Below are 22,610 nucleotides of genomic sequence, written 5' to 3'. Positions count from 1 at the left end.
CGGCGAGGCCATGCGGTTGGGTCGCGGCGTCGACGTCCGCCCATGTGGCGCCACCGCCGGCACACGCCAGATGCGCCTCGGGATCGACCGTCACGTTGTTCATGCGCGACAGGTCGATCATCAGCCCGCCGTTGCAGGTCGCGGTGCCGGCGACGTTGTGCCCGCCACCCCTGACCGCAACGAGCACGTCGTTTTCGGCGGCGAAACGAACGGCCGCCGCAACATCACGGGCCGACATGCAGCGTGCGATGAGCGCTGGCTGCTTTTCCACGGTGCCGTTCCAGACCGTCGCGGCATGATTGAAGCCGTCGTCGCCCGGGCGCAGCAACGCGCCGCCGAAGTTCGGGGAAAGCGCGGCCACGCCGTCGCGCCCGATGCGCTCAGCGTTGTCGTAGCCGCTTTTCAATGCATCCGTGTGCATCGTCTCATCCTCCATTGGCTTGGTTTTGGGGAATGCGGAAGCGGGCCTTCACCCCGCCATGAGCGTGGAAGCCCAGGAAGGTCTGGCGGATCGCCCCGGAAACTTCCGAATAGTCGCCGGCCGCGCCCGTGATCGGGCGCCAGTAGGGCTCGCCGACATCGGCATATTCCGGGCCCTGGGAAACCAGCAGGCCGCGGCCGTCGTCGAAATCGTAGACCTGCCGGCTGATCAGCCACACGCCCTGCTCGGTATGGGCGCCGTCGGCGACGAACCAGCCGTCGCAGGTCCACGTGCCCAGCACCTTGTCGGGAAAGGCCGGATCGCCGTTCTCCTTCACGCCGTCGGCGTCGTCGAGCGTGCCGGCGGGGTAGATATAGCCGCGGGTCACGAAGGGATTGCCATAGGCGGGCATGCCGTCGTCGTGCACACGGCTGTCGGAGAAGGCGAAGCGGGTGTGGTCCTCGGCCACGTCGAAGCGCATGACGGGGCTGTCCATGGACCCGGCGAATGCCGGGCCGGCGCATAGGCTGACAAGCGCCGCGACAGTCGATAGGCTGTGTCCCACGATCGTCTCCTCGTTTCACGTCCGCAAACAAGGGGCGAACGTGCTACGATTGCCGCAACGTCTCCAGTGGACTTGCAGTGCAGTTCGAGGGAGCGCGAATTGCCTAGCGAAAATAGCTGGATAGGCGATATCGTTACAGGGTGCGCGCGGCGTTGGACGTCGACGGCGCCGTCAACTGGACTCAAGGTGCAGTAGATGGAGCAGTCAGACAGGCTCTCCGGCAGCGAGATGCGCGAAAGGCTACTGGAAATCGCGGAAGGAGCCGTGCTGGCCAAGGGCTTCGGCGCGACCTCGATCGAGGAACTGATTGCGGAGGCCGGCATCACGAAGAACGGCTTCTTCTACCATTTCCGGGATAAGAACGCACTCGCACTGGCTCTGCTCAAGCGTTACATGGAACGCGACGAGGCGCTGCTCGACGCCGTCTTTTCGCGCGGGCGCGAGTTGTCGGACGACCCGCTGCAAGCCTTTCTGATCGGTCTCAAGCTGCTGGCCGAAAAGATGGCCGATCTGCCGCAGGACTTTCCAGGCTGTCTGGTCGCCACCTTCTGCTATCAGGAGCGGCTCTTTGATCGCGACGTTCACGCGTTGAATCATGAGATCGTGCTCAAATGGCGTGCGCGGTTCCGCAGGAGCCTGGATGCGATCGCCGCCGAATACACGCCCGCCGAAGCCGTCGATCTCAACGCTCTTGCCGACATGGTCTCGACCGTCATCGAGGGCGGACTGGTGCTGGGCCGCGCGACGGGCAGCACGAAGATCCTGCCCGAGCAGATCATGTTGACCCGCAACTACATCAAGCTGCTTTTTGCGACGCCAGCAAGCGGTGGCTGACGACAAACCGCGTCCGGATAAACGCCTGAACCCTCACGTGTCGGCCGGACCGCGGGGCGGATGCGCGCGGTTGACGAGCTGGCGCCAGATGCGCCAATCGCCTTCCGCGTCCTGACGCAAGATGTTGACGTAAGAGCCGTGCTGCCGGACGGCGCCCTCCCTCTCCCCGAGGGGCTCGACCTCAAGCCGGTAGCTCGCCTGGACATAGACAGCCTCGCCGAGCATTTCGGCTCCCTCGATCTCGACGGAGAAGTCGGTTAGCCTGACGCCGCCATCCGCTCCGAGCAGCCGGGCCAGAGCGCCACGGATCGCATCGCGCCCCTCCACGGGCGGGGCATCCGGCAGCAACTGAACAGCCTCCTGGTGATAGAGTCGCGCAACGGCATCCCAATCCCCAGCGAGCGCACGCTCCACATAGGCTTCGGGGATCGTCGCGATCTGCTGCCGTATCTCAGCCGGAACGTTTCCGCCGGCACGGCCCGAAAAGGCGCCCGTCGGGGAAGGCATGGCGCTCCGTCAGGGGCTCGGCGGCGATCGGCTCCGGTTCCTCGGCGGATGCCGTCGGGGCAAAAGTCAGCATGGTGCCGGCAAAGAATGCGGTGGCCAGCGAAAAGATTGATGTGTGCTTCATGGTCGGCTCCCTTGGGTTGACGATTTCTGTGGCGTTGCCCGACCCGCTCAGCGGCGGGTTCCCGCGGCAACGAGGTAGTCGCGCGGCACGCAGACCCCGAGGTCGGTGGCGAAGCCGTCGTGAAATGCCACGAAGTCCCGCTCGAGCGCGCGGCGATCACCTTCGTCCAGCTTGCCGGTCAGGGTGCGCAGCGGGCCGTAGCCTTCGACGAAAGTCCGCCAGGCGGCCTCGCCGTCCGGTTCGCGATAGAAGGAGGTGGCGTGCTCGAAGGCGAGATCGAAATGCCCGCCCAGCAGTTCCTTCACACGCTCGGGCCTGCCCCATTCGAAGGGCGAGGGCGGTGGCGTGCCGGCTGGCTGCGGCATGTAGGCCTTCATGATCTTGAACATTTCGAAGACGTTGCCGTTTGGCGTCCATATGGCCAGCGCGATCCGCCCGCCGGGCTTACACACGCGGGCGATCTCGGCGGCGGCATCCTCGGGGCGCTGGACGAACATGATGCCGAAGCTCGAGACGACCGCGTCGAACGACGCGTCGGCATAGGGAAGAGCCTCCGCGTCGCCCAGTTCGAAGGCGATGTCGAGATTGTGTGCACCGGCCAGTTCGTCGGCCGTGGCCAGCATATCGGGTGCGAAGTCGACGCCCGTTACCTTGAAGCCGCGCTCGGCCAGCCGCCGCGCGGCCCAGCCGGTTCCCGTCGCCACGTCGAGAATGTGGCCGCCCCGGGGCGGGGTCAGGCGGTTGGTGCAGTGCTCGATGGCATCCAGTATGCCGCGGCTGATCTCGTCATAGGCACCGCCGGCGCTGGACCAGGTGGCGGAAGGTGTCGCGTTGTGGCTGCGGATGGCACCTTCGCGATGTTCGGTTGCAAGTGTCATTCATCTCCTCCATTGACAGCGGCCCTCAGGACACGAGAACCTGTTTCATGCAGAGAACTTCACCGATCGCTCGTCCCGATTTCCAGTTCACAAAGTGAACCCTCGGGCGGGTGTCGCGTTCGTACAGCCCGGGAAAGCTCCGGAGCAGCCGGGAGAGGATCCGATGACCGAGGACGGTGGATACGGCCAGTTCTGCCCTGTCGCCAAGGCCGCCGAGATCCTTGCGACACGCTGGACGCTGCTCATCCTGCGCGAAATGATCTGCGGCAGTTCGCGCTTTAATGAAATCCATCGCGGCGTGCCGCTGATGCCGCGCGCGCTGCTTTCGAAACGCTTGAAGGAATTGCAGGCGGCAGGCGTGTTGGAACAGAATCCGCCAGACGGTACGAGGAGCGGGGGTTATCGACTGACCGCCGCCGGGGAGGAGCTTCGCCCGATCATCATCTCGATGGGCATCTGGGGCCAGCGCTGGGTGGAAAGCGCCGCGGACGGCCCGGACTGGGATGCCGGCGTTCTCATGTGGGACATGCATCGCCGGATCGACACCAGTCTTCTCGGCGATGGGCGAACGGTCCTCCAGTTCGAGTATGGCGACGCGCCGGAGGAAATGCGCCTGTGGTGGCTGCTGATCGAGACCGGCAACGTCGACCTGTGCGTGTCGGACCCCGGCTTCGCTGTTGATCTCTATGTCCTGGCCGATGTTCAGACGATGGCGCGGATCTGGATCGGCAAGGACTCGCTGGCACGGGCCGTGGACGAGGAAGACATTGTCTTGCACGGCGATGCCGACATGCGCCGCAAGTTCAGCCGGGTGCTGCAGCTGTCGCCCATCGTCGAGGCGAGCAAGCAGTCCTCGCGCCTTCAACCTTTCTGAAGGCCAGGGGCAATGCGAGTTGCGACGGTTTTCGCTAACATAGTCGTATGCCTGCAGTTTGCACTGCCACTGCTTCACCGTGTTTGCATCGGCGCGCTTATCCAGCGGGCGCGCCGGCTGTCGCTTCGCTGAATTTCGTCTCTACCGGGACGTCGCTGCGCAGTGTCCGAAGAACGACGCAGCATTGCTCGGCGGCTGAAGTAAGCTTGCTGATCTGCGCCGCGTCGACGCCTTCATCGGCCTCGACGCGTACGTCGACAGGCAGGCGGCGAGCGCCGCGCACAGCATGTCGCCGGGATTGGGTCGAGATCGAGATGGGTGAACCAGTTTGCCACCCTGACCAGGGGCGGTCCCTTGCCGGATTCGGCAAACGCGACGCGTACGCCGTCCGCCGACGTACAAAATCGAATGCGTTGCTTCATATGCGCATTCTATAGGGGGCGGGTGCCTTAAGAAAGCCGCGCGACTCCTTGCCGACCGTTCCATGAACGCCACCTGAGCATTGACAGTGTTCCGCGATACACGAGACCTTGTGACGGAAGGGGGCCTGCCGATTGTGCGCGGCACCATCCAGTTCACGAAATGGACCGGAGATCCAGGCGGCGATTGCAGGAAATGGAGGCCAGCGATGTCGATCTGTGCATGTTCGAACCTGGCTTCGACGTAGACCTCTATGTCCAGACCGACGTCCGGACGATGGCGAATATTTGCACTTATCCAGTCGGAGGGAGGGTGGGGAAGTTTCGTGTCGGATCGAGAGAACGCAAAGCCAGCCCGGTCGACAGGTTTCAAGCCGAAGCGATCTGGCCATTGGACTGAGTGGTTCGGAACCGGATTTCTCGTGGTCACCGGCATAGCGTGCTAGAATGGCAATGGCCTCAGCCGCGGCGGCCGGGGTTTCGGCACACCTTTAAATCCGCCATCGAAATGTCGTGGGCATGGCGCAGGTGCACTCGATACGGTCGCGCAGAATCTTCCCGATGGCTTTCCGCAGAGAATCCATGAAAGCGTCAGAGTTGCCGCAACTCCACGGGTCATGGCGCTTGACGTGTGGCCGAACAGGCGAACGGATAGCCAGATGCGAAAGGAAACAGCTATGCCGACAAGCACACAGAAGACCGCGTCCTACGGCTCCTGGAAGTCGCCGATCACCTCCGACCTTATCGTTGAGCAAGCTGTCGGCCTTACAGAAGTTCGGCTCGACCAGGGTGTCGTCTACTGGCTGGAGGGGCGTCCGCAGGAGCGAGGGCGCTCTGTGGTTGTGCTTCCCGGCGCTGCGGGCGGAGGCGCCGTCGATGTCACGCCCGCGTCGTTCAATGTCCGAACGCGGGTCCACGAATATGGAGGCGGCGCCTGGACCGTGGAGGATGGGGTGCTGTACTTTTCCAACTTTGCCGACGGTCGGTTGTATCTGGACAGCGGCGGTGCCGGGCCGCGGCCGCTGACGCCCGATCCCTCCGGGCAGAGAGGCCGCTGGCATTTTGCCGACGGGATCATCGACAAGAGTCGAAGCCGTTGGATCGGCGTGCGCGAAGACCACACGCGCGAGGGCGAACCGGTCAACACGATCGTCGCCGTGGATTTGAAGGGTTCCGGCGCCGAGGCGGGAAGCGTCCTGGCGGAAGGAAACGACTTTTGTTCCTCCCCGCGCCTTTCTCCGGACGGACGCCGGCTTATCTGGCTTGCATGGGACCATCCGAACATGCCGTGGAACGGCACCACCCTCTATCTCGCCGAACTGGACGAGGCCGGCACCATCGCCGGTGAGCCCGAGATCATCGCAGGCGGCCCGGAGGAATCCGTTTTCCAGCCCGAGTGGACCCCGGACGGCAACGCCGTCACGTTCGTGTCCGACCGCTCCGGCTGGTGGAACCTGCACCGCTTCGAGCTTGCAACGCGAGCCTCGCGGCCGATCGTGCCGATGGCGGCCGAGTTCGGGCAGCCGCAATGGGTCTTCGGAATGTCGACATATGCATTTGCCGGACCCGACAGGATCGTCTGCACCTATTCGGAAGCGGGGCTCGGGAGACTTGCCGTGGTCGACCTTGCGACAGGCATGTTGCGAACGCTCGATACACCGTTTACGCGCTTCGCCTCGGTCCGCGCCGACGGCGGACGGGTCGTGGCCGTCGCAGGAGCACCTTCTCATCCACTGAGCGTCGTCGAGTTCGATCTGGACACCGACCAATACCGGATTCTTAAGAAGGCGACGGATATCCTCGACCAAGCGGAGCCGGGTATTGCCGGCTATCTAACCTCGGTCGAGACGATCGAATTTCCCACGACCGGCGGGAACACCGCGTTCGGTCTCTACTATCGGCCGCACAATCCCGATTTTGCGGGCCCCGCGGACGAAAAGCCGCCGCTTCTCGTCAAGTGCCACGGTGGCCCGACGTCGGCGGCGTCCAGCACGCTCAATCTCGGCATCCAATATTGGACGAGCCGCGGCATTGCCGTTCTCGACGTAAACTATGGCGGAAGCACGGGCTTCGGCCGCGCCTACCGTGAGCGCCTCCACCGCAGTTGGGGCGTCGTCGACGTCGACGACTGTGTGAACGGGGCCAGGTTCCTGATTGCGCAGGGGCTGGTCGATCCGAAGCGCATCGTGATCAGCGGCGGCAGCGCCGGCGGCTATACGACCCTCGCTGCCCTGACGTTTCGCGATTTCTTTGCCGGCGGGGCCAGTCACTACGGCGTAAGCGATGCGTCGGCGCTGGCGCGGGACACGCACAAGTTCGAATCGCGCTACCTCGACTGGCTGATCGGGCCTTATCCCGAGGAAGAGGCGCTCTATCGTGAACGATCGCCACTGTTGCATGCCGAGCGTCTGACCAGGCCCGTGATTTTCTTCCAGGGCGAGGAGGATGCCATCGTCCCGCCGAACCAGACCGAAGCCATGGTTGCCACGCTCCGGCAGAGCGGCACACCCGTCGGTTACATCCTCTTTTCCGGCGAGCAGCACGGTTTTCGCCAGGCCGGCAACATCAAGCGAGCCCTCGACGCCGAGCTTTACTTCTACGCGATCGAGGTCTTTGGGACAGGCTTGAGGTTTTAGTCGGCAATGCCTGCGCTCCGGCGGATGGCCACACCGCCGCCGGTCTGGACAGGCGCTGACACCAAGCCTATCGCAAAGACTGGCCAGAGCCTGTATTGGCTTGCTTTGACAAATGTCACTATAGTCTGTCAATTTTCGGGAAGGCGAGATGGCAGGGATGATCAGGCGACGGCCGGCAGGGCAGACCAGCGGCGAAGACATCGTCGTTGAAGCCGCGTGGCTGTATTATCACGATGGTTTGAACCAGACAGAGGTGGCCGAGAAGCTCGGCGTGTCGCGGGCAACAGTCGTCAATTATCTTCAGGAGGCGCGCGAGAAGGGCTTCATCCGGACGACACTTTCGCATGACGTGTTCCTGGGGCATCGGCACGGTATCGAACTGCAATCGCGGTTCGCGCTCGAAGCTGCCTATATTCTGCCCGACGCTGATGACGGCGACGGCGAGGCCTTTTCCCGGGTCGCGCGCGGGGCCGCAAACTGGCTGCCGACCCTGCTGGCCCCGGGCGACGTCATCGGCGTTGCATGGGGGCAGACTGTCTATGCTATGGCCGACGCGGTCGAGCGGTCCCGGATGCCCGATCTGACGATCGTGCAGCTCGTCGGCTCGATGGCGACGCCCTACGGGTTCACCGCAGAGCTCTGCTCGGCTCTGCTGGCGCGCCGGCTCGGCGCCAACTGCATAAATCTGCATGCTCCGGCGATTCTTTCGGACCCAGAGCTTGCGGCGCGGCTGCGTGCCGAGCCGATCCTGTCCGCCCAGCTCGAAGCGCTCGGGCGTTGCAACAAGGTGGTCTTTGCCGCCGGCTCCTGCCGGGAAGACAGCCACATCGTCTCGAGCGGCGTCGCAAGCCTCGGCGATCTTGCCGCTTACCGCCGCGCGGGAGCACGCGGGGTCCTGTGCGGCCGGTTCGTGGATAGCGGTGGGCGGCCGGTCCGCGGTCCGCTGGACGAGCGCATGATCGGGATCGAGCTCGAGCGCATGAACGGATACGAGATGGCGATGCTCGTCTCCGTGGGCGAGGAAAAGGTGGAGCCGATGCTTTCGGTGCTGCGCGGCGGATACGTCACACATCTGGTAACGGACGTCGCCACCGCATCCGCGATCCTGCAGCTTGATGACGACAGCGGAGGGCAGCCCTGAGAGGGCTCAATCGCCACGCGAGGCCCGCTCCGGGAACAGCGCGGAAAGCCCCTGGGCCGAGGCCTCAGCAACACCACGTTCGGTGATGAGGCCGGAGACGAGGTGCGCCGGGGTCACGTCGAAAGCCGGGTTACCGGAGGGTGTGGCCGGGGGCGTCACCCGTACGCGCACGATCTCTCCCTTTTCGTCGGTTCCCCAGACCTGCTCGACTTCCTCGCCAGGCCGCTCCTCGATCGGTATCTCGGAAACGCCGTCCCGGACCCGCCAGTCGATGGTCGGCGAGGGCAGCGCGACATAGAAGGGCACGTCATGCGCGTGCGCTGCGAGGGCCTTCAGATAGGTGCCGATCTTGTTGCACACATCGCCGGTCGCGGTCGTGCGGTCCGTTCCGGTCAACACCATGTCGACCTGGCCGCGCTGAATGAGGTGGCCGCCGGCATTGTCGACGACATAGGTGTGCGGGACGCCCTGTCCGGCCATCTCCCAGGCGGTCAGGGCGCCCTGATTGCGCGGCCGAGTCTCGTCGACCCAGACATGCACCTCTATTCCCTTGGCCGCCGCCTGGAAGATCGGTGACGTGGCCGTGCCCCAGTCGACCGTCGCCAGCCATCCGGCATTGCAATGGGTGAGGATGTTGACGGCGCCGCCATTCTTCGCTGCTGCCATCCTCTCGATGACATCGAAGCCGTTCACGCCGATATTGCGATTGATCTCGACGTCCTCGTCGCAGATCTCCCGAGCGCGTTGCCAGGCGGCCTCGGCACGCTTGCCCGGGTCGAGCCGTTCGAGAAGATGGGCCATGTCGTCGATCGCCCAGCGCAGGTTGACCGCGGTCGGCCGCGTTTCATGCAGAACGCGCCAGGTCTCCCTGATCGCATCGTTCGAAGCGTCCTTCTGCATGTGAAGTGCCATTCCGTAGGCGGCAGTGGCCCCGATCAGCGGGGCGCCGCGCACCCACATATCACGTATCGCCACCGCCGCCTCCTCGCGGCTGGTCAGGCGGGCAACGCGAAAATCGTGCGGCAGCCAGCGCTGATCTATGATCTCGACGGTCGCGCCGTCCGCGGCCGGCCAGATCGAGCGGTAGTGAACACCTTCCACTTTCATGTCACGGCCTCCGTTTCCATTGCGCGGGCGAGGGCGCAAATCTCGTTCATCGTACGCAGTGCCCCTCGGTTGACGACGAGCTGACGACCGAGCCGCAACGCACGCTCTTCGCAACCGGCGCGCAGGTCCTCGTCGGTGATTTCCTCCAACTCCGCTATATGGGCTAGGCCGAGGATGCGCCGATGCATCTCGACACCAGCGAAGCCGAGCGTGTCACGCCAGATCGCGGCGAGCCTTTGCGACAATGCTGCCTCGGCCGCGAGCGCATGCCCCTGATCCTCGAACAATGTGCGCTGGTAGAGGATGCCGGTGCGTTCCGTGCGCCAGAGGCGCGAGAATTCCGATTCGAACACGGACCAGACCTCGCATGCCTGGTCGAGGATCCATTCTCGATAGGTGTCCCGCTCGCCGGCTTGCGCCTCATGGCCGCGCTGGCCGAAATAGGCCATGAGCAGATTGCCGATCAGCATTCCCACGTCGAAACCGATCGGTCCGTAGACGGCGAATTCGGGATCGATCACCCGGACGTCATCTCGGGAGACCATGACCGAGCCACTGTGGAGATCACCGTGCAGCAGAGTCTCGGCATTGCTGCAGAATGCGGACTTCAGATGCTGGGCCTCGATCTTGAGCGCATGGTCGGCACGCAGCTCGGCCACGACTCCATCGAGCTGCGGGGTGGTGTGGCGGTTCATCTCCACCTCGAAATAGGGGTCGGAAAAGACCAGGTTCTCGGTGATGTCGCACAGTTCGATATTGCCGGCGAACAGGGCGAGGTCGGCCTTTCGCGTCGCGGTATCCATGCTGAGATCCGAGCCGCGGAACAGGGTCCGCGCCATGAACAGGCCGAGCGCCTCCGACAGCCGCGCCACACGGTCACCCGCTATGAAACTGCGCCGCAAAATGATGTGTCGGCTCAGATACTCCATCGCGATACAGGCTTGTTTTTCGTCGAAATGGACGACTTCGGGCACGCGGCCCGGATCCCGGTCGGCCTGTCGCACAAGGGCATGATACTCGAAGAAGGCACGCTTGAGCGGCAGCGGCCAGCTCTCCCCGACCAGGCGCACATAGGGCAGGGCCTGCTTGACCACGAGGCTTCCCGCCCGCCCCTCGACAATGAAGACGAGGTTGAGATTGCCGTCTCCGACCTCGCGGCAGCGCCAGGCCGAACGGTCCGCCCCGAGCCGGGCGGCGATAGCTTCCACCCCGGACAGGCGCTCGGCAAGCGTGTCCACGCTCAAGGGCTTGTACGCGGGATCGATGGCAGCAGTCCTGTTCATCTGCACACCTTTCTGTTCTTCATGCCATGGCTCGGCGAGTCCCGCCGACTCCGGCTTTCCGCATCGTTTCAAGCATAAGAATGAGCCGTTGTGGCACTTGTCAATATGAATTGACTTTTGTCTTTCGTGAGTCCTATGCTCGACTATCCTTTCGGGAGGAGCATGACGGCGCCGTGCCGGGTGGAGGTTCGGGTTATCCCGAATCCGGATCGGCGCATCAGAGGGAGGAAACATGGAAAGTGGCAGGCGCGCGGTCCTGACGCTGCGCGGAGTCTCGAAGTCGTTCGGCGGCTTGCGAGCCGTCATCGACGTCGATCTCGACCTCTACGAAGGCGAGGTGTTGGCAATCGTCGGGGACAATGGCGCCGGCAAATCGACATTGATCAAGATCCTGACGGGGGTCCACCGGGCCGACAGTGGCGAGATAAGAATCGACGGCGAGAAAGCGGAGATCACCAGCCGTCGCGATTCCATCGATGCCGGGATCGAGGCGGTCTATCAGAATCTCGGCCTGGTCAACTCGCTACCCGCGCCGGCCAACGTTTTCCTCGGACAAGAGCCCGTCTGGCGTGTGATGGGCGTGCCGTTCATCGACAACCGCACCATGCGCCGGGAAACCGAGCGGATCTTGCGCGAGCGGGTCGGGATCGTGCTGGAGAACCTGGACGACCCGGTCCACAACTATTCGGGCGGTCAGCGTCAGGCTGTGGCGATCGCGCGGGCCATCTTCAATACGGAATTGCGTGTCCTGGTACTCGACGAGCCGACGGCCGCCCTCGGGCCGCAGGAGACGCGAAAGACGCTGGAACTGATCCGCGGCATCAAGGAACGCGGCATCGCGGTCATCCTGATCTCGCACAATCTGGAGAACGTCTTCTCCGTGGCCGATCGCGTGCAGGTGATGCGCGGCGGACGGTCCGCCGGGGTTGTCGAGGTCGCCAAGTCGACCCGCAAGGAGGTCCTCGGCTTGATCGTGGGATCGGAAGACGTGGCAGCCGACGCCTATGCGTGAGCCGGCGGCAAGACGAATGTGCAGAAGGACTGAATCTCAATGACGTCGATGATGACGATCGAGCAACCGTCCCGAAAGGGCGAACTGCCGCTGATCGAGCGCTACATCAACATTCTCGGCCCGCTGGTGATGATCCTTCTGGTGTGTCTCGTGATGGTGGTCGTGGAGCCCCGCTTCTTCGGCGTCACCAACGTGATGATCATCCTTCAAGATGCGGCCATCTACATGGTGCTCGGCATGGCGATGACGATCGTGATTTCCGGGCGGGGAATCGACCTGTCGATCGGGGCCGTGGCGGCACTCGCGGGCGTGGTGATGGCGATGTTGATCAAGGATTATGGCTGGGGAGCGTACATGGCCATGCTCGCCGCAATCACGATTGGGATCGTCTGCGGACTCGCCAACGGGCTGGTGATCACGAAATTGAACGTGCCGGACCTCATTGCGACGCTGGCTATGGACCAGGTCTATCGCGGCATCGCGCTCGTGCTAGCGGCAGGTGCGGTCCTCGCGCGCTTTCCGGAGCCGATTCCTCTCCTCGGCCGCGGCCGCCTCTTTGACGTTGTCCCGACCGCCGCCATCATCGGTGTGATCACGCTGGCGATCGGCTATGTCATCTATCACTACACCCATCTCGGCCGCTATGCCGTGGCCATCGGCGGCAACCGTGAGGCGGCCATCCTGACAGGCATCAATATCAACCGCCACAAAATCTACCACTATATGTTGATGGGTGGTGCAGCCGCTTTCGCGGGCATTCTTCTCACCGGACGACTAAATGCCATTCAGGCCACTGCCGGGCACGGCTTTGCCCTGCACACCATTGCCGCCGTGGTGGTCGGCGGCACGGTGCTGTTCGGCGGCCGCGGTACGATGGTCGGCACGCTTGTCGGCGTCCTGCTCCTGTCGATGGTCACGAACGCGCTCGTGCTCTTGCGCTTCCAGTTCTTCTGGCAGTTGGTCGCCTCGGGCCTGATCATCATCGTCTCGATCGGCTTCTACTCTTATCTGCAGCGACGCAGGACCGACAGGGCGGAAGAATAGCAGCCGGTGAGTGTCGGAACCGGTCACCGGTTCTCATTGCAAGGGAGGAAGAAATGAATTCAACGCGACATTCTTGGAACGGAAGGTCGTTCACGAAGCTTGCCGCGGCGTCTGTTCTGACGCTCGGCATGGCGACGGGCGTTTCCGCGCAGACTCTGCCGCTGACACCGCTCGACGACGACGACGAGCGCGATTTCTGGTGGTACCATCAGGTTCAGGACGATGCGGTTCTGGAAGCCATGCAGGAAGTGGTTGCCGGCCCGGCCGAAAGGACCACCGCTGAACCGGACGGGCCCATCTCCATTGCCGTGATCTATCCCAGCCAGGACGTTTCCGATTTCTGGCTGCGCGCCTATCTGGCCATGGAAGCCCGCTTTGAGGAATTGGGCATCGAAACCGACTCCACGCAGTTCGCCTCGGGCATGGGCGACCATCAGCTCCAGGCCACCTACACCGAACAGGTTATGCAGGAGGACTATGACTACGTCATCTTCGGTCCGACGGAACTCTCCCTTCAGCAGGAGAACATCAAAGACCTGATCGATGCCGGACAGAAGGTCATCGTGCTCAACTACGACACGGTTGTGCAGGCCTGGGGCGACGATCAGCCGATGATGTATGCCACCTTCTCGCATCTGGCTGGTGCGCTGAACATGTGCGAGTGGGTCCTCGAGAATCTCGGCACCGAGGGGACTTTTGCAATGATCCGCGGCACCCCCGGCTCGCTCGACGATCAGCGTTCCGGCGGCTTTGCAAATTGCCTGGCGGAAAACTCGGACTGGCAAATGGCCTATGAGCACTATGGCAATTTCCTCCGCGAAGGCGGCTTTGACGGTGCTCAGCAAATCCTTTCCGCCTACCCGGAGGTCACGCTGCTGCACAATGCCAATACCGCCATGGCGATGGGTGCGGTCTCTGCCGTGCAGGCCAGCGGCGCCGGCGATCGCGTCAAGGTAACGGCCTGGGGTGGCACCGGCGACGAGCTCGAGGCACTCCGGCTCGGCGAATTGGCCGCGACGCCGATGCGCATGGGCGATGATGTGGGCATTGCCATGGCTGAGGCGATCCGCGCCGACCTGGAGGGGCGGACGGACGACATCCCCCTCGTTTTTCTCGGCCGCATCACGATCGTGTCGGCGGACTCCGGTGCCGACACGATCGACGCTATGGAGGAGGAAGCGTTTCGCTATACCGGCACCGGCACCCTCGAACGCTGATCTCACCCACTGTGAAGCGATGACGGCTCTGCCGCCATCGCTTCAGACAGCCTTTCACACGACCAGACGGCTCGATCATGTAACCGGGGCGGTGTCGGGGGTTGCGCAGCAGCGTTAGTCATTCTTTGTTCCGGCTCAGGTCGGCGAAGGATCGGGAGGAGGAAATGCAGACTGAAACACCGCTGCTTGAAGTCATCGATCTCGAGAAGCGCTTCGGTGGCGTGCGTGCTCTGCAGGGCGTGTCGCTGACCATTGCGGAGGGCGAGTCGCTGGCGCTGGTCGGTGACAACGGCGCCGGCAAATCGACCCTCGTGAAAGCGATCGCCGGCGTTCAGCCGGCCGACACCGGCCAGATAAGGCTTGGTGGTCGCGACGTCTCGATCCGTTCGCCGAAGGACGCGGGCGCGCTCGGCATCGAGGTGGTCTATCAGGATCTTGCCTTGGCGAATTCGCTGGATGTTGCGGCGAATGTCTTCCTGGGCGACGAGCCGGTCCGGTTCCGGATGGGGTGGTTCTCCGTTCCTGATGTGAGGAAGATGGCGACGGAGACCGCTGCGACGCTCCAGCGGCTGCGCATCAACATCCCCGAGCCGCGCCGTCCGGTGGCCAATCTCTCCGGCGGTCAACGGCAGGCAGTCGCGATCGGTCGTTCCATACGCAAGGGCAATCGTGAACTGCTCGTCCTCGACGAGCCGACGGCGGCCCTCGGTGTCGAGGAGGTGCGCAAGGTGCTGGCCCTGATCCAGACCCTGCGCGAGCAGGGACAGACGATGATCATCATCTCGCACGATCTCGAGCATGTCTTCAGCGTGTCCGATCGGATAGCCGTGATGCGCCAGGGGCGCATCGTTGCGACGCGGCGGACGAAGGAGGTGACCAAGACCGATATCGTCCGGCTGATTGTCGGCGATCTCGAAGGAGCTACAGAATGAACGAGCGCATCAATTCGGTCGAGACCGCTCCCTCGCGGGCAACCCTCTCCCTCGATCGCCTGCGCACCGCGCCTTTCCTGAACGTGGCCGTCGCCATCGTCGTCATCTACGTAATCCTGACGGCGATCACCGGCGAAACATTCAACACCGTAAACAATCAGATCACCATAATGCGCGCGGCCTCGGTCTTCCTGATTCTCGCGGTCGGCCAGACGCTGGTGATGACGACGGGCGGCATCGACATATCCACCGGCTCCATGATCGGTGTTGTCGGCGCAATCGTCGGATCGGGCCTCGAGACGGGGATGCTGGACCCGGTCCTGGCAATCCCGGTCGCCATCGTGGTCGGCGCCGCGCTCGGCGCTTTCAATGGCTTCAACATAACGGTGCTTGGCGTGCCGCCTCTTCTGGCGACGCTGGGCACGTTCGTCGCCTACCGTGGCTTTACCCAATACTATATGGGCGTCAATCTGGTCACGGACCTGCCGAATATCGTCACGGCGGTCGGCCGCGCCTGGGTCCTCGGGCTTCCGCTCGCGGTCTGGGTCGCGCTTCTGGTAACGCTGGCCGGCTGGTTCGTCCTCCAGAAAACGCTCTATGGCCGCTACATCACGGCGATCGGTTCCAATCCGAAGGCGGCGGAGGCGACCCGCATCAACGTCAGGGCGATCACCGCATCGACCTATGTCATACAGGGTGCGCTTGCCGGCCTTGCGGCGCTGGTGCTGATGGGACGGCTGAACTCCGCCTCCGCAGCGATGGGGGAGGGCATTGAACTCCACGTGATCGCTGCTGTCGTGCTGGGCGGCACCTATCTGTTCGGCGGACGCTCGACCATGATCGGCACCCTGCTCGGGGTCTATGTCATCGGAATGTTGGAGAACGGGCTCATTCAGACGGGCGCCGGCTTCTTCGTCCAGCGGATGATCCTCGGACTGCTCATCATCGCGGCCGTGGCGCTGCAGCTGCAACAGCGGAGATCGGGACCGGTGTGAAGCCGGCCCGGGGGGAAGGAAAGTCAAAAGGGAGTAGTGGACATGAAGCGACTGACAACACTTCTGGCCGCAGCGACGCTGAGCGTGGCGGCAAGCGCGGGGATGGCCCAGGACGGGCCGCTTCGCATCGGGTTCGTCTCTCACCAGCACGACATCACAGATCTGTTCGGCCAGCTTGAGATCGGCTTCCGTGACCGGCTGGACGCGGAGGGCATCGAATACGAGATGTTCCAGGCAGCGCCGAGCGCCTCGAACCGTCACGACGAGATGCTGAATATCCTCGAGAACATGGCCAATCTTAATCTCGACTACATGGTGTTCGGTCCGACCAGTCTCGACCAGAATACCCAGGGCCTGGTCGAGGTCGCCAATGCCGGAACCAAGCTTTTGATGGTCGATTACGAGCCGGAGGAGGGCGCGAGCTTCCCCTTCGAGGACGCCGTGCTCAACTGGTCCGTCTACAATCACGGTGAGATGGGCGAGCAGACCGGCCGCTGGATCGCCGAGCACTTCAAGGCGCAGGACAAGGACAACGCCGACGTCATCATGATCTGGGGGCCGGTTGCCTCCGAGATCAGCCAGGCACGCGGCAACGGTGTTCTCAAGGGAATGGAGGAGACAGAGGGCTTCACGGCGAACGTGATCTACGAGGGCTATGGCAATTTCCAGCGCGAGCTGGCCTATAACGAGGTCGAGCGTGCTCTCATCGCCTATCCGCAGGTGGAGGTCATCGTGGCCATGAATTCGGTCATGGCGCTCGGCAGCATGTCCGCGCTCGAGGCCGACGGCAGGCTCGACGACGTCGTCGTCACCGGTATGGGGGGGCAGCCCGACGAACTGGAGATGGTCGCGCGGGGCAAGATCGGCGTCGCAGTCTTTCGCGATCCGCGCAGCATGGGCGCAAATTCCGCCGAGGCTCTGATCATGGACATGCAGGGCAAGACCTCTGAGATCCCGCGCGTCCTCTACACCGATCTGCGCGTGCTCGACTCGGTCGAGAGCATCCGCACCTATGTGCCGAAGGAGATGCTCGACATCGACGCCAAGCTGGCCGAGTAGCGGCAAGCCCATTCGGGTGCGGCGCTTCACCGCCGCTTTGGTGAAGAGGCGGCGGTGGTGGTGCAATGGACGGTCACGTTCGAGAGAAAGGCTCGGTCGACAATCTTTGCGCAGGGCGCTTGCAGATGAGGAACGTGCAATCGGCTCTTCCACCCTCATCGCGCATGAACAGGGGCGCGCGGTAGACGTGCCGGTCGCTGCCGAACGGCGAAGTCCTTGCAGGGCGATGCCATCATATTGTCGATTTCATCGCAGTCCTTCACAGGCATGCGAAGAGATCGTCGGCCGCCGAGACCTCGGATATCGCCGAAGTTATGGCTTTCTGCGCCGCGGTGAAGCTTGGCCGACGAGCAGTTCTCCAGTGCTCGTTGCCCCAGTGTGTGCGAAAGCCCATCGGCGCGGATACTTCAAATTCTTTATGGGCGACGTGAGAGGCAAGCAGATGCAATGCGGCAAACTACAACTTCGGACAGGAACTGAGGTTCAGGCCAAAGGTGCCAAATAGGGCTTCTGCCTCAGGGGAACATATTCGTTCATATAGGCTAGGCGGTCCAAGGCACGCTCGATTGAAATGTCCATGTGTTCGGACATCTTTTGCCGTGCAGATTGCAGGTCGCCATCCAACAGGCGATCGACGATCTCAAGATGCTCTCCCGGAAACGGATCCCGGCCGAATTTGGATCGGGTCGCGCGGTAAACATTCACATTGGTGAAAAGGAGCGCATGGAAATGGTGCAGTGTCTCGCGCAGTAGATCGTTGCGCGCGTATGAAAGCAGATCCACGTGCAACTGTCGTTCCAACCGGTCGAATTCCGCCGCGGGCAGAAGCTCCTGGTGCTCCAGCGCTGCAAGCAATCCACGCCGCATCTCATGGAGAAAGTCGCGCGGGGCTTTTTCGGCCGCCTGCACCAGAGCCTCGGGTTCAAGCAACTTACGCATCTCGTAAAGATTGACCACACGCATCTCGTCGAGCTTTGGGAGATGCCATCGGTGCCCCGGTTCCTTCCGCAAAACGCCGCGATGTTCCAACCTTGCCAGCACTTCGCGCGCGACCGTCCGGCTGACGCCGAAATACCGGGCTAGCTCGGTTTCGATCATCCGCCAATCACCGTACGCGGCGTGTATGACGGTCGCTTCGGCCACCTCATGGTAGATCGCCTCCCAGCTTGCCGTCGCTTCTACGAACGGGGGGCGGGAAGGTTCCTGCCCGCCTGAAGCGGCCTTCGACCGTGGATGGTTTCGATTCACGGCCACCGTCATGCCCTTGGCATTGCGGTCGAGAAGACCTTCGCCTTCGAGCCTGCGGAAAGCGTTACGCACGGGCCCGCGGCTGACGCCGAACCGTTCCGCCACACTTTGCTCAGTCAGATGGTCGCCTGGGGAAAACCGGCCGGCGTAGATTTCGTCCGTCAGCAACCGTTGAATCTGCTCGTGCAGGCGCGGTGCCCGACCCGGTCGTCCGATGGTTTCCGTCATGCTTCAAAGGCCTCGGGCAGATCATCACCAACGTTCTTCGACATGCAACTGGCTCATAGCACAGTCTGTGCAACAGGATAAAAGATCACCACAGGTGACGCTCATACTGCACTCTTCCGCGCCGCAACCCGGACACCAAGATACTCGAACATGAAAATGCCGAGAACCATCGCCGCCGCCATCACATTGGCCCACACTGCCGGATGCATGATGAGTACGATGCTTACCACCAAAACGGACAGCTTCGGGATCGTGAGAGCGCGGAAAAGATAGCGCTCGCCAAGCCCCGCCATACACACCACCGTAAGCAAACCGCCGCCCAGCGCCGCGATTAGGCGCAGCGGTTCGGCCTCCTGCCACAGCACCAGAGAGGGCCAATAGACGAATATGAAGGGTACGATATATGCCGCCATTCCCAGCCGCATGGCCGTGAAGCCGGATTTCATCACCGAGGCATTGGCAATTCCCGCGCCCACATAGGCGGCAAGCGCCACAGGCGGGGTTATCGACGATACGCCACCCCAGTAGTAGCAGAAAAGATGGGCGACAAGCGGCGGAACACCCATTTCGACCAGGCTGGGCGCGACCAGCGTGGCGGTGATGATGTACACGGACGTGGTCGGCAGCCCGAAACTGAGAAAGAGCGAGGCCGCCGCGGCGAGCAGGAGCGCCGGCAAAAGCGAGCCGTCCGCAAGGCCGATAATCGACTGGGTGAAGATCAGGCCCACCCCGGACAGCGCCACCGCGCCGACGATGAAACCGACGGCAGCGCAAGCGATCGCCGTCGAGATCGTGTTGCGGGCGCCGAGCACCATCGCATCCGCGATATCCGCCAACCCCATGCGGGTATGAGAGCGGAGCGCGCTGATGACCACGACGCCGATCGTGGAGAAGAAGGCGGAGAAGAGCGCCGTAAAGCCCATCATCAGCATGCCGATCAGCAGGAAGATCGGCAGCACCAGATGGCCGTGAGACAGGATCACGCCCTTGACGCGCGGCAGGCGGTCCCGCGCAATGCCTTCCATGCCGAGCTTGCGCGCCCGCAGGTGAACCTGGAGGTAGACGGCCCCGTAATAGAGGGCGGCGGGCAGAATCGCCCCGAGCGCCACCTGGGAATACGGCATCTGCAGGTATTCGGCCATGATGAAGGCCGAGGCACCCATGATCGGCGGCAGGAACTGTCCGCCGCAGGAGGCCACCGCTTCCACGGCGGCGGCAAAATACCCCTTGAAGCCCAAGCGCTTCATCAGCGGGATCGTGAAGACACCCGTGGATGCGACATTGGCGGCCGAGGACCCCTGGATCATGCCCATCATGCCGCTGGCGATGATGCCCACCTTGGCCGGGCCGCCGGGGCTGTGTCCCGCCGCCGCGAAGGCGAGGTTGGTGAAGAAACTCGTCGTGCCCGACTTCTGAAGGAAAGCGCCGAAGAGCACGAAAAGATAGACATATGTCGCCGAGACGCCGATGGCGACACCGAAGACGCCCTCGGTCGACATGTACATCTGCCTGATGACACGCTCGAAGCCGAAACCGCCATGGCCCATGACGCCGGGCATCCACGGCCCTACAAAGAGATAGCCCACGAACAGGGCGGAAAGCACGACCAGGAACATGCCCATGGTCCGGCGGGCCGCCTCCAGCACCACGATGCAGAAGATCGTACCCATCACGATATCTGTCTGCGTGGGAAATCCCCCGCGCATAACGATATCCAGGTAGTTCCAGGCCAGATAGCCGGACGAGACGCTTCCCGCGAGAGCGAAGGCTATGTCGAGAAGGCGGGGATTACCCGCCTTCTCGCTGCGGAGCGTGGGATAAAGGAGAAAGCCGAGAAACAGCATGAACGCCAGGTGGACGGGCCGCTGCTCCATTGCCGGCAGCGGCCGGTAGCCCGCCGTGTAGAAGTGGAACACAGACGACAGGATGGCGACGACGAAGAAGAGTTTCGACCAGAGGCCTGTCAGTTCCCGCGTTTCGGAGGGGGCCTCACGCGCGCCCTGGATCGCATCGAGGTCGATGATCCCCTCACCCTCCAGATCGGGGCGCGTCCATTCCTCTGGTTTACGGCTTTTACGGTCTTCTCGGGCCATGGCGCGGTTCCGGCATGTGTTGATGCAAGACCGGGGCGGCCGGCATGGCCGCCCCGAAGAGATGCGTCACAGGCACGACACCTTACATCACGCCTTTCTCGCGGTAGTAGCGCTCGGCCCCCGGATGCAGGGGGAAAGGCAGACCGTCCATGGCATTTTCAAGGGTCATGTACTCCGCCAGCGGATGCACCTTGATAAGCTCATCCTTGTTTTCGAACATCGCTTTCGTCAGCTCATAGACCTGATCTTCGCTCATGCCCGAATGAGTCGCGAAGGTGATCGGCGAAGCGAAGGTTTCGATTCCCTCATCGCCGAAGGGATTTGCGGACGCTGGCAACGTATAGGCATAGTCCAGGCTGTCGGCCGTCATCGCTTCGATGACGTCCTCATCGATGTCCAACGCACGCGCCATGCCGGTGTCAGCCACCTGCTGGATCGAGGCGGACCCTGGCGCATCCGGCCAGACCATGGCGTCGATCTGACGGTTGCGGACCTGATCGATAGCCGACTGGTGAACCGTGAACTCCGGATGGATGTCCTCATAGGTCCATCCGAAATGCTCCATAATGCTGCGCCACCAGGTTTCGCCGGCACCGCCCTGCGTTCCGACCGAAACCCGCTTGCCCTCGAGATCCCGCATGGATTGGATGTCTTCATCGATCGCGATGAACCATTGCGGATTGGGATAGACCGTCGCGATGGCACGCAGCCCCTGGTAGCGTCCCTCCGGGCGATCAGCGAACCGGCCCGTGTTGGTGTAGGCCTGCTGGCCGATACTGCCGGTGAGATAAGCCAGTTCGACCTCCTGATCCGCCAACAGATCGAGATTTTCCACCGAGCCGCCCGTCGCCTGGATCGAAGCCTGCGTGTTTTCCAGTTCATCATTGTAGATTGAAGCAAGCCCACCGCCCAGACGATAGTAGTTGCCCCCCGAGCCGGCAGTTGCAATCCGCACGAACTCTTGGGCACTGGCGACCTGCGGCGCCATTCCGGCCGCCAACGCAGCTGCAACACCGGTTGCAAACAGTCTCTTGAGCATGATGGTTTCCTCCCAAATTGCGTACTTGCCTAACAATTGTTAAGTGTATACATGCTACAAAAATGAGACAAGGGATTTCTCACCCGGAATTCGAAGCGAGGGAAAATGAACGGATTGGAAGGTAAGACCGCATTGGTCATTGGCGGGTCCAGCGGAATTGGATTTGCATTGGCACAGGGGTTGGCGGACTCGGGGGTTGGCATCACGATCGCCGCACGTACGAGGGAGAAGGTCGAAACCGCGGCCGAGGCGCTCAAGCGATTGGATCCGCAAGCTCTCGGGCTGGTGGCGGACGTTACGAAACGCGAGGCGATCGAGCACCTTGGCACGACCGTGACCGAGCGTCGCGGCGTACCCGATATCCTGATCAACTGCCAGGGCACCACGGTCATTCGTCCCGCGGTCGAGATCGCGGAGGAGGACTACGACCGGGTGATGGACACCAATCTGCGCAGCGTCTTCTTCTGCTGCACGATCCTGGGGGCAGCGATGCTCGAACGCCGGAGCGGCGCAATCATCAACATCGCCTCCCTGGCGGCACATCGCGGATGGCCCAGTGCGTCGGTCTACTCGATGAGCAAACACGGAATCCTCGGTCTCACGCGCACGCTGGCCGCGGAGTGGGCGCAGCAGGGCGTTCGCGTGAACTCCATATCGCCGGGTTTTTTCCTCACGGAACTCAACCGCGACAAGATGTCGGAGGCGCGCAAACGTTCAGCTCTGATGCGCACGCCGAGCAACCGCTTCGGCGAGGTCGAGGAGTTGGTGGGGGCCGCGCGATATCTGGCCTCCGACACGGCCGGTTTCGTCACGGGGACCGATATCGCGGTGGATGGCGGATATCTGGCCGGCGGCATATGAGCCAATGCAGCCGGGGAGCTTTTCGATGTCGAACCCGTTCATCCTGTCCGAACGCGACAGCGTTGCGATACTGACCAGCCGCGCGGCGGCCGA

Annotated in this window: 21 protein-coding genes; 11 read left to right on the top strand and 10 right to left on the bottom strand. The window is 62.9% G+C overall.

Features of this window, described 5'->3' with window-relative positions; translation table 11 throughout:
* Both ACFP9U_RS07510 and ACFP9U_RS07505 read right to left on the bottom strand, forming a co-directional pair.
* Nucleotides 1–406 (bottom strand): FAD-binding oxidoreductase (locus tag ACFP9U_RS07510; RefSeq protein WP_378620232.1); only part of this gene is annotated, 406 nt, incomplete at its 3' end.
* 19 nt (nucleotides 407–425) lie between these two features.
* Nucleotides 426–986: a hypothetical protein gene (locus tag ACFP9U_RS07505; protein WP_378620230.1), complete on the bottom strand. Its 561-nt coding sequence runs from the start codon at nucleotides 984–986 to the stop codon at nucleotides 426–428.
* 195 nt (nucleotides 987–1,181) lie between these two features.
* Between ACFP9U_RS07505 and ACFP9U_RS07500 the strand changes: the two genes are divergently transcribed.
* Nucleotides 1,182–1,820, top strand: coding sequence for a TetR/AcrR family transcriptional regulator (locus ACFP9U_RS07500; RefSeq protein WP_378620229.1), 639 nt, complete (start codon nucleotides 1,182–1,184; stop codon nucleotides 1,818–1,820).
* Nucleotides 1,821–1,853: 33 nt separating this feature from the next.
* Here ACFP9U_RS07500 and ACFP9U_RS07495 read toward each other — a convergent pair whose 3' ends face one another.
* Genes ACFP9U_RS07495 through ACFP9U_RS07485 form a run of 3 tightly spaced genes read right to left on the bottom strand, consistent with a single transcriptional unit; the run spans nucleotide 1,854 to nucleotide 3,329 of the window.
* Nucleotides 1,854–2,327 (bottom strand): YybH family protein, encoded by a 474-nt coding sequence (locus ACFP9U_RS07495; protein ID WP_378620227.1) that lies wholly within the window; start codon nucleotides 2,325–2,327, stop codon nucleotides 1,854–1,856.
* Complete coding sequence (locus ACFP9U_RS07490) at nucleotides 2,272–2,451, bottom strand: hypothetical protein (protein WP_378620226.1); 180 nt, start codon at nucleotides 2,449–2,451, stop codon at nucleotides 2,272–2,274. The genes ACFP9U_RS07495 and ACFP9U_RS07490 overlap by 56 nt, the downstream gene beginning before the upstream one ends.
* A gap of 47 nt (nucleotides 2,452–2,498) precedes the next feature.
* Nucleotides 2,499–3,329, bottom strand: coding sequence for a class I SAM-dependent methyltransferase (locus ACFP9U_RS07485; protein ID WP_378620224.1), 831 nt, complete (start codon nucleotides 3,327–3,329; stop codon nucleotides 2,499–2,501).
* 163 nt (nucleotides 3,330–3,492) lie between these two features.
* Between ACFP9U_RS07485 and ACFP9U_RS07480 the strand changes: the two genes are divergently transcribed.
* The 3 genes from ACFP9U_RS07480 (at nucleotide 3,493) to ACFP9U_RS07470 (ending at nucleotide 8,399) form a co-directional block, all read left to right on the top strand.
* A complete protein-coding gene (locus ACFP9U_RS07480) occupies nucleotides 3,493–4,203 on the top strand; it encodes a winged helix-turn-helix transcriptional regulator (RefSeq protein WP_378620223.1) in 711 nt (236 codons plus the stop codon).
* Nucleotides 4,204–5,299: 1,096 nt separating this feature from the next.
* Nucleotides 5,300–7,258, top strand: a complete 1,959-nt coding sequence (locus ACFP9U_RS07475; RefSeq protein WP_378620220.1) for a S9 family peptidase — start codon at nucleotides 5,300–5,302, stop codon at nucleotides 7,256–7,258.
* A 148-nt stretch (nucleotides 7,259–7,406) separates the two neighbouring features.
* On the top strand, nucleotides 7,407–8,399 hold the full coding sequence (locus ACFP9U_RS07470; RefSeq protein WP_378620219.1) for a sugar-binding transcriptional regulator: 993 nt from the start codon (nucleotides 7,407–7,409) through the stop codon (nucleotides 8,397–8,399).
* Between the two features lie 6 nt (nucleotides 8,400–8,405).
* Here ACFP9U_RS07470 and mtnA read toward each other — a convergent pair whose 3' ends face one another.
* Together mtnA and mtnK are read right to left on the bottom strand one after the other, a co-directional pair.
* Entirely contained in the window at nucleotides 8,406–9,506 is a 1,101-nt protein-coding gene (gene mtnA / locus ACFP9U_RS07465; protein ID WP_378620217.1) for an S-methyl-5-thioribose-1-phosphate isomerase, read from the bottom strand.
* Nucleotides 9,503–10,789 (bottom strand): S-methyl-5-thioribose kinase, encoded by a 1,287-nt coding sequence (gene mtnK / locus ACFP9U_RS07460; RefSeq protein WP_378620216.1) that lies wholly within the window; start codon nucleotides 10,787–10,789, stop codon nucleotides 9,503–9,505. The genes mtnA and mtnK overlap by 4 nt, the downstream gene beginning before the upstream one ends.
* Nucleotides 10,790–11,021: 232 nt before the next feature.
* Here mtnK and ACFP9U_RS07455 point away from each other — a divergent pair, with 232 nt between their 5' ends.
* The 6 genes from ACFP9U_RS07455 to ACFP9U_RS07430 all read left to right on the top strand — a co-directional run bounded on the left by ACFP9U_RS07455 (nucleotide 11,022) and on the right by ACFP9U_RS07430 (nucleotide 17,048).
* On the top strand, nucleotides 11,022–11,801 hold the full coding sequence (locus tag ACFP9U_RS07455) for an ATP-binding cassette domain-containing protein (protein WP_378620214.1): 780 nt from the start codon (nucleotides 11,022–11,024) through the stop codon (nucleotides 11,799–11,801).
* Nucleotides 11,802–11,840: 39 nt separating this feature from the next.
* Nucleotides 11,841–12,845, top strand: coding sequence for an ABC transporter permease (locus ACFP9U_RS07450; RefSeq protein ID WP_378620213.1), 1,005 nt, complete (start codon nucleotides 11,841–11,843; stop codon nucleotides 12,843–12,845).
* Nucleotides 12,846–12,898: 53 nt separating this feature from the next.
* Nucleotides 12,899–14,062 carry a substrate-binding domain-containing protein gene (locus ACFP9U_RS07445; protein WP_378620211.1) on the top strand — a complete coding sequence of 388 codons (1,164 nt, stop codon included), beginning with the start codon at nucleotides 12,899–12,901 and terminating at the stop codon, nucleotides 14,060–14,062.
* A gap of 164 nt (nucleotides 14,063–14,226) precedes the next feature.
* On the top strand, nucleotides 14,227–14,994 hold the full coding sequence (locus tag ACFP9U_RS07440) for an ATP-binding cassette domain-containing protein (protein ID WP_322452922.1): 768 nt from the start codon (nucleotides 14,227–14,229) through the stop codon (nucleotides 14,992–14,994).
* The gene (locus tag ACFP9U_RS07435; RefSeq protein WP_378620209.1) at nucleotides 14,991–15,989 is read left to right on the top strand and encodes an ABC transporter permease; all 999 of its coding nucleotides are present in this window, start codon (nucleotides 14,991–14,993) and stop codon (nucleotides 15,987–15,989) included. Before ACFP9U_RS07440 ends, ACFP9U_RS07435 begins: the two co-directional genes overlap by 4 nt.
* Before the next feature lie 42 nt (nucleotides 15,990–16,031).
* On the top strand, nucleotides 16,032–17,048 hold the full coding sequence (locus tag ACFP9U_RS07430) for a sugar ABC transporter substrate-binding protein (RefSeq protein WP_378620208.1): 1,017 nt from the start codon (nucleotides 16,032–16,034) through the stop codon (nucleotides 17,046–17,048).
* Nucleotides 17,049–17,531: 483 nt separating this feature from the next.
* Here ACFP9U_RS07430 and ACFP9U_RS07425 read toward each other — a convergent pair whose 3' ends face one another.
* The 3 genes from ACFP9U_RS07425 to ACFP9U_RS07415 all read right to left on the bottom strand — a co-directional run bounded on the left by ACFP9U_RS07425 (nucleotide 17,532) and on the right by ACFP9U_RS07415 (nucleotide 21,656).
* Nucleotides 17,532–18,524 carry a GntR family transcriptional regulator gene (locus tag ACFP9U_RS07425; RefSeq protein WP_378620206.1) on the bottom strand — a complete coding sequence of 331 codons (993 nt, stop codon included), beginning with the start codon at nucleotides 18,522–18,524 and terminating at the stop codon, nucleotides 17,532–17,534.
* Between the two features lie 101 nt (nucleotides 18,525–18,625).
* Nucleotides 18,626–20,617: a TRAP transporter permease gene (locus ACFP9U_RS07420; protein WP_378620204.1), complete on the bottom strand. Its 1,992-nt coding sequence runs from the start codon at nucleotides 20,615–20,617 to the stop codon at nucleotides 18,626–18,628.
* Between the two features lie 82 nt (nucleotides 20,618–20,699).
* Nucleotides 20,700–21,656: a TAXI family TRAP transporter solute-binding subunit gene (locus ACFP9U_RS07415; protein WP_378620236.1), complete on the bottom strand. Its 957-nt coding sequence runs from the start codon at nucleotides 21,654–21,656 to the stop codon at nucleotides 20,700–20,702.
* A 105-nt stretch (nucleotides 21,657–21,761) separates the two neighbouring features.
* On the opposite strand from ACFP9U_RS07415, the gene ACFP9U_RS07410 reads away from it, so the two are divergent.
* Nucleotides 21,762–22,517: an SDR family NAD(P)-dependent oxidoreductase gene (locus ACFP9U_RS07410; RefSeq protein ID WP_378620203.1), complete on the top strand. Its 756-nt coding sequence runs from the start codon at nucleotides 21,762–21,764 to the stop codon at nucleotides 22,515–22,517.
* Nucleotides 22,518–22,610: the final 93 nt, after the last annotated feature.

The organism is Nitratireductor sp. GCM10026969, assembly GCF_042660605.1.
GTDB lineage: Bacteria > Pseudomonadota > Alphaproteobacteria > Rhizobiales > Rhizobiaceae > Chelativorans.
Note: the sequence above shows the minus strand (reverse complement) of the source record. Positions and strands in the feature narration are given on the sequence as shown.